This is a genomic window from Pseudomonas sp. G3-19, assembly GCF_054855875.1.
Genome location: NZ_JBMPIQ010000002.1, coordinates 1 through 6,535, shown reverse-complemented (window position 1 = coordinate 6,535; position 6,535 = coordinate 1). Strand labels below are relative to the sequence as shown.

Annotated in this window: 5 protein-coding genes; 3 read left to right on the top strand and 2 right to left on the bottom strand. The window is 60.4% G+C overall.

The genetic code is table 11. The features are described 5' to 3' along the window. Positions 1 to 334: 334 nt before the first annotated feature. The 3 genes from ACOYXI_RS00335 to ACOYXI_RS00325 all read left to right on the top strand — a co-directional run bounded on the left by ACOYXI_RS00335 (position 335) and on the right by ACOYXI_RS00325 (position 4,528). Positions 335 to 1,540 carry an acetyl-CoA C-acetyltransferase gene (locus ACOYXI_RS00335; protein WP_098967931.1) on the top strand — a complete coding sequence of 402 codons (1,206 nt, stop codon included), beginning with the start codon at positions 335 to 337 and terminating at the stop codon, positions 1,538 to 1,540. A gap of 25 nt (positions 1,541 to 1,565) precedes the next feature. Next, positions 1,566 to 3,710 (top strand): 3-hydroxyacyl-CoA dehydrogenase NAD-binding domain-containing protein, encoded by a 2,145-nt coding sequence (locus ACOYXI_RS00330; RefSeq protein WP_461674108.1) that lies wholly within the window; start codon positions 1,566 to 1,568, stop codon positions 3,708 to 3,710. A gap of 95 nt (positions 3,711 to 3,805) precedes the next feature. Beyond that, a complete protein-coding gene (locus ACOYXI_RS00325) occupies positions 3,806 to 4,528 on the top strand; it encodes an amidotransferase (RefSeq protein WP_095139972.1) in 723 nt (240 codons plus the stop codon). 98 nt (positions 4,529 to 4,626) lie between these two features. Here the strand turns inward: ACOYXI_RS00325 and ACOYXI_RS00320 are convergent, their stop codons facing one another. Both ACOYXI_RS00320 and ACOYXI_RS00315 read right to left on the bottom strand, forming a co-directional pair. Continuing rightward, positions 4,627 to 5,598 (bottom strand): magnesium and cobalt transport protein CorA, encoded by a 972-nt coding sequence (locus ACOYXI_RS00320; protein WP_134785832.1) that lies wholly within the window; start codon positions 5,596 to 5,598, stop codon positions 4,627 to 4,629. A gap of 132 nt (positions 5,599 to 5,730) precedes the next feature. After that, positions 5,731 to 6,453, bottom strand: coding sequence for a 1-acylglycerol-3-phosphate O-acyltransferase (locus ACOYXI_RS00315; RefSeq protein WP_098967935.1), 723 nt, complete (start codon positions 6,451 to 6,453; stop codon positions 5,731 to 5,733). Between the last annotated feature and the right edge of the window lie 82 nt (positions 6,454 to 6,535).

Below are 6,535 nucleotides of genomic sequence, written 5' to 3'. Positions count from 1 at the left end.
TATGTAGTACCTACAACTGCGTGTTATCCAGCCGATATTAACCTTCAGGGAACAAACCAGGTTGGTGTTTTCGCATTTCTTCTACGTTGAAACGCTTTCGCGTTTTTGACCACTGAGCCGTTGGCGATAAAAACGGCATGAGGCTTATTGCCAGCTTCTTCGCCGCCCGCTGGCTAGACAACTCGCTGACCTGAACCGGTTCACCTGAGGGTGGATGACCGTCCGTCTGAGCGTGCACGTCAACGTCATTGAGCGCTGTAGTCATTGAATCCATGGGCGCTCGGGACAACAGTGACACTACGAAATTCACTCACCGCACAGGTTCGAGGACGTCATGACCCAAGCTTTGATTTTCGATGCGTTACGCACGCCCCGCGGCAAAGGCAAGGCCGATGGCGCGCTGCACAGCGTCAAACCGGTGAATCTGGTCGCCGGGTTGTTGACCGCACTGCAAAGCCGTACCGCGCTGGACACCAGTCAGGTCGATGATGTGGTGCTCGGCTGCGTCACGCCGATCGGCGATCAAGGCTCGGACATCGCCAAAACCGCAGTGCAGGTAGCCGACTGGGATGTCAGCGTCGCGGGTGTGCAGATCAACCGCTTCTGCGCCTCGGGCCTGGAGGCAGTGAACCTCGGCGCGATGAAGGTGCGTTCGGGCTTCGAGGATCTGGTGGTGGTCGGTGGCGTCGAGTCGATGTCGCGGGTGCCGATGGGCAGCGACGGCGGCGCCTGGGCACTGGATCCGCAAACCAATCTGCACAGCCACTTCACCCCGCAGGGCGTTGGTGCGGACCTGATCGCCACCCTTGAGGGCTTCGGCCGTGAGGATGTCGATGCCTACGCGTTGCACTCGCAGCAAAAAGCTGCACGGGCGCGGGCCGACGGCTCGTTCAACAAGTCGCTGGTGCCGGTGCAGGATCAGAACGGCATCATCCTGCTCGATCACGACGAATTCATTCGCGCCGAGTCGACGATGGAAGGCCTCGGCAAACTCAAGCCAAGTTTCGAAATGATCGGCCAGATGGGGTTTGATGCCACCGCGCTGCGGGTTTACAGCCACGTCGAGCGGATCAACCACGTGCACACGCCGGGCAACAGCTCCGGGATCGTTGACGGTGCGGCGCTGATGTTGATCGGCTCCGAAGCCAAGGGTCGTGCACTGGGCCTGCAACCGCGGGCCCGGATCGTCGCCACAGCGGTCACCAGCACTGACCCGACCATCATGCTCACCGGCCCGGCACCGGCCACCCGCAAGGCCTTGGCCAAGGCGGGTTTGCGCGTGGAAGACATCGACCTGTTCGAGGTCAATGAGGCATTTGCCTCGGTGGTGCTCAAGTTCATCAAGGACATGGCGGTGGACCCGGACAAGGTCAACGTCAACGGCGGCTCGATCGCCATGGGCCACCCGCTGGGCGCGACCGGTTGCGCGATCCTCGGCACCTTGCTCGATGAACTGGAAACCCGGCGCCTGCGCTACGGCCTGGCGACGCTGTGCGTCGGCGGCGGCATGGGCATTGCCACCATCATCGAACGCCTCTGAGCCCCGAATTCAAGGAAACCTTGTTATGAGCGAAGCCATTCGTTACGAAAAAGGCCAGGACGCCATCGTCGTGTTGACCATCGACATGCCGGGCCAGAGCGCCAACACCATGAACGCCGTGTACCGCCAGGCCATGGGCGCCTGCGTTGCGCGGCTAGTGGCGGAAAAAGACAGCATCGCCGGGGTGATCATCACCTCGGCGAAGAAAACCTTCTTTGCCGGCGGCGACCTCAATGAGCTGATCAAGGTCGGCAAACCCGAGGCCAAAGCGTTCTATGACATGGTGCTGAGCCTCAAGGGGCAGTTGCGCACCCTGGAAACCCTCGGCAAACCGGTGGTCGCGGCGATCAACGGCGCCGCGCTCGGCGGTGGCTGGGAAATCTGTCTGGCCTGCCATCACCGGGTGGCGCTGGACGATTCGATGGTGCAACTCGGTCTGCCGGAAGTGACGCTGGGCCTGCTGCCGGGCGGCGGCGGGGTGGTGCGCATGGTGCGTATGCTCGGCATCGAAAAAGCCTTGCCGTACTTGCTCGAAGGCAAAAAGGTGCGCCCGCAACAGGCATTGCAGGCCGGTCTGATCGATGAACTGGCGGCGGATCGTGACGAGTTGCTGGCCAAGGCGCGCGCCTGGATTGTCGCCAACCCGGGCGCGGTGCAGCGTTGGGACGTGAAGGGTTATCAGATCCCCGGCGGCACACCGTCGAATCCGAAAGTCGCGCAGATGCTGGCGATAGCGCCGTCGATCCTGCGCAGCAAGACTCAGGGCACGCTGCCGGCGCCAGAGAAGATTCTGTGTGCGGCGGTGGAAGGCGCGCAGGTTGATTTCGACACCGCGCACCTGATCGAAACCCGCTATTTCACCGAACTGACCACCGGGCAGATCTCGAAAAACCTGATCGGCACCTTCTGGTTCCAGCTCAACGAGATCAACGCCGGCAGTTCGCGGCCGCAGGGTTTTGCGCCATATGTCACGCGCAAGGTCGGTGTGCTCGGTGCGGGCATGATGGGCGCCGGGATCGCCTTCGTCAGTGCCTCGGCTGGTATCGATGTGGTGCTCAAGGACATCAACCTGGCGGCGGCCGAGAAGGGCAAGGCCCATTCGGCGGCGCTGCTGGACAAGAAAGTCGCCCGTGGCCAGATGACGGCCGAAAAGCGCGAAGCGTTGCTGGCGCGGATTCACATCACTGAAAATGATGCGGATCTGGCGGGTTGTGATCTGATCATCGAGGCGGTGTTCGAGGATCGCGAACTCAAGGCCAAGGTCTCGTCGGCAGCGCAAAAGATTGTCGGTGCTGACGCGGTGATGGCCTCCAACACTTCGACCTTGCCGATCACCGGGCTGGCGACCGCAGTACCCGATCAGAGTAAGTTCATCGGTCTGCACTTCTTCAGCCCGGTGGACAAAATGCCGCTGGTGGAAATCATCAAAGGTGCGCAGACCAGTGCTGAAACCCTGGCGCGCGGTTTCGACTTCGTCCTGCAAATCAAGAAAACCCCGATCGTGGTCAATGACAGTCGCGGCTTCTTTACCTCGCGGGTGTTTGGCACCTTCACCAATGAAGGCATCGCCATGCTCGGCGAGGGCGTGAGCGCGCCGATGATCGAGACCGAAGCGCGCAAGGCCGGGATGCCGGTCGGGCCGCTGGCGATCTCCGACGAAGTTTCCCTCAGCCTGATGAGCCATATCCGTCAGCAAACGACCAAGGACCTGCAAGCGGAAGGGAAACCGCTGATAGAACACCCGGCCTTCGCCGTGATTGACTTGCTGCTCAACGAATACAAGCGCCCGGGCAAAGCCGCTGGCGGTGGTTTCTACGATTACCCGGCGGGTGGTCAGAAACATCTGTGGCCGGAGTTGAAGACGCGCTTCGAGAAGGCCGACGGGCAGATTTCGCCGAAGGATGTGCGTGATCGTCTGCTGTTCGTGCAAGCCCTGGAAACCGTGCGCTGCGTGGAGGAGGGCGTGCTCACCTCGACAGTGGATGCCAACGTCGGCTCGATCCTCGGCATCGGATTTGCGCCTTGGACCGGCGGCGCCTTGCAGTTCATTAATCAGTACGGGGTACAGGACTTCGTCGCACGCGCGCAGTATCTGGCCGAGCAGTACGGCGAGCGCTTTGCGCCACCGGCCCTGTTGCTGGAAAAAGCTGCGAGAGGCGAGCTGTTTTAAGTGATCGGGTGAACGCTGCGGGGCTTGCCTTGCCGGGGTGTTTCAAGGCAGGCTCTGGGGTGTTCATTATTCCCATCACGTGTCAGGTATTTTTTATGTCGCTACGCATCTGCATTCTGGAAACCGACATCCTGCGTCCGGAACTGGTCGATCAATATCAGGGTTACGGGCAGATGTTTCAGCGCCTGTTCTCGCAGCAACCGATTGCCGCCGAGTTCACCGTGTACAACGTGATGCAGGGCGAATACCCCAGCGACGACCTGACCTTCGATGCGTACCTGATCACCGGCAGCAAGGCCGATTCGTTCGGCACCGACCCGTGGATCCAGACCCTCAAGCAATACCTGCTGACCCGCTACGAGCGTGGCGACAAGCTGCTCGGCGTGTGCTTCGGCCATCAATTGCTGGCGCTGCTGCTAGGTGGCAAGAGCGAGCGCGCCAGCCAAGGCTGGGGCGTCGGCACCCACAACTACAAACTGGCGGCCAAGGCGCCGTGGATGAGCCCGGTGCGAGAAGAGCTGACGCTGCTGATCAGCCACCAGGATCAGGTCACTGCGCTGCCGGAAAACGCCACGGTCATCGCTTCCAGCGATTTCTGCCCGTTTGCCGCGTACCACATCAACGATCAGGTGCTGTGCTTCCAGGGGCACCCGGAATTCATTCACGACTATTCGCGGGCGCTGCTGGATCTGCGCCAGGAAGCGCTGGGTTCGCAGATCTACTCGAAAGGCGTGGCCAGCCTGGAGCAGGAGCACCATGGCACCACCGTGGCGGAATGGATGATGCGGTTTGTGGCGCACAAGCCTGAGGCTGCTTGATAGCAGATCAAAAGATCGCAGCCTGCGGCAGTTCCTACATCGGGGTGGTTACACCCTGTAGGAGCTGCCGCAGGCTGCGATCTTTTGCTTTTGCTTCCCTACAACCACCCCGACCTCTTGAAACTCGCCCACAAACTCACACACCCCACCGTAATAAACCCCAACACAGCGAAATAGCCGTAGTGCCAGCTCAGCTCCGGCATGTTCTGGAAGTTCATCCCGTAAATCCCCGCCACCGCCGTCGGGAATGCCAGAATCGCCGCCCACGCGGCAAACTTGCGTTGCACCACACTCTGCCGCGACGCTTCCAGCAACACACCGACCTCGATGGTCTGGCTGGCGATGTCCGCCAGCGTAGTCAGGTCTTCCATCTGCCGCGTGACGTGAATCTGCACATCGCGGAAGTACGGGCGCATGTTCTTGTCGATGAACGGGAAGCTCAGCTTCTGCAGCTCCTCGCCAATCTCCACCATCGGCGCTGCATAGCGGCGCAGGCGCAACACGTCGCGGCGCAGACCGTGGAGTTTCTGAATGTCATGCTCGTTCAACGCACTGCACAGCACGTTGCGCTCCAGTTCATCGATCTCGGCATGAATCGCTTCGCCCACCGGTTGGTAGTTTTCGATGACGAAATCCAGCAGCGCATACAGGACGAAATCTTCGCCGTGCTCCAGCAACAGCGGCCGCGCCTCACAGCGTTGGCGGACATGCGCGTAGGACGCCGAGTGGCCGTTGCGGGCGGTGATGATGTAGCCCTTGCCGGCGAAGATGTGTGTTTCGATGAACTGCAAGATCCCATGTTCGCGGATTGGCGAGTAGGTGACGATAAACAAGGCGTCACCAAAGGTTTCCAGCTTCGGCCGGCTGTGTTTTTCCAGGGCGTCTTCAATGGCCAGTTCGTGCAGGTTGAACTGGCGCTGCAGATTGGCCAGCTCCTGAGCGTCCGGCTCTTCCAGGCCGATCCAGACAAAATGTCCGGTTTTTGCGGCCCAGGCGGCACCTTCGTCAAGCGTGATATTGGTGACTTTCTTACCGGCGCTGTAAACCGCAGCAGCAACAACTCGACCCATGGTAGTGGTTCACTTCTTCTTGGCAGATGGCAGGGAATACAAGGCTTCAGCTTAGCTGTGTCGCTGCTTGAGAGTCAGTGAAATCTGTACAGTTCACCCGGCAAAAGAAAACCCGCACAAGGCGGGTTTTTTTCACGCAGCTTGCAGCTGCTGATCCATCGCGGCGATGCATTCGCGCATCTGCTCGCGGCACTGGGACATGAGCATGGGCATGTCATCCATGGTCAGCCCGGCTGTAGGAATCGCCGGCAGCGAGCGTATGAGAATTTTCCCGCTGCGCCAGCGGTTCAGGCGCATGTGCTTGATGTAGCTGCTGACGCACACCGGCATGATCGGCACACCGGCGGCGATCGCCATCTGGAACGCGCCTTTCTTGAACGGCAGCAGTTCTTCACCGAGGTTGCGCGTGCCTTCCGGGAATACCCAGATCGACGTGTCTTCGTGCTGCAAGGTGTGGGTGGTGGTGAGCATCGACTTGCGCGCCTTGTGCGCGTTGCCACGATCAATCAACACGTTGCCCGCGAGCCAGAACAGTTGCCCGAACAGCGGCACCCATTTCAGGCTTTTCTTGCCGATGCACACGGTCCGCCGGGGCACCACGTTGCCGAACACGAACAGGTCGTAGTTGGACTGATGGTTGGCAACGATCACGCAGCTATCGGGCTTATTCATCAACGGACCGACGTCGGCCTTCACCCGCAAACGCAGGATGCACATGGCCGGAAGGGCGTAGAGGCGGGCGCACAGTCGGCTGTTGTCCGGATTGAACGGACGGCACAGCCCGAGGATCACCCCCAACACGCCGGCCAGAATAAAGTGCAGGCCCATCAATAACATACGAAACACAAACAGCATTTTCAGGCCCCACCGGGACAAAAGGTGGCGCAGTGTACGGATGTGCACTGTTTTCGGCAATTGCTGCTATAGAGTCCGGAGA